The organism is Caballeronia sp. LZ029 (assembly GCF_031451275.1).
Taxonomy (GTDB): domain Bacteria; phylum Pseudomonadota; class Gammaproteobacteria; order Burkholderiales; family Burkholderiaceae; genus Caballeronia; species Caballeronia jiangsuensis.
In genome coordinates this window covers 1-310 of sequence record NZ_JARUXO010000084.1, presented here as the reverse complement: position 1 = coordinate 310, position 310 = coordinate 1, and the positions used below count along the sequence as shown (strand labels likewise).

The following is a 310-nucleotide window of genomic DNA, read 5'->3' as shown; positions in this document are numbered from 1 at the left end:
GTGTTCGGCAATCGCGAGCGTGTGCTGCCGCGGCATCCGCGTGGTTCTTACCACGAGTACACGGTGCCCACGCCGCGTTCGCGTGACCGGGGCGCCCGGCGAATCGTGTGTGGCGGGTCGAAGCGGCAGACTGGCGACTGCTACTACACGGACGACCATTACGCCAGTTTCAAACGCATTGCGGACTAACTAGGGATTAACGGCATGAGCGACAACATCTACGCGCACGACAACGGCGTCGCGAGTGATCTTTTCGCAACCGGCGATGGCAACCTGTTCCAGCGAGTATTGCGGCTACGCATGACAGAAC

At 61.0% G+C, this 310-nt stretch carries 1 protein-coding gene and 1 pseudogene; both read left to right on the top strand.

Annotated elements, in window-relative coordinates; genetic code table 11:
• The coding region (locus QCE73_RS34160) for a ribonuclease domain-containing protein (protein WP_309885355.1) at positions 1–189 on the top strand (189 nt) is incomplete at its 5' end.
• Positions 190–204: 15 nt separating this feature from the next.
• Positions 205–310, top strand: a pseudogene (locus QCE73_RS34155) (barnase inhibitor); the annotation flags it as partial.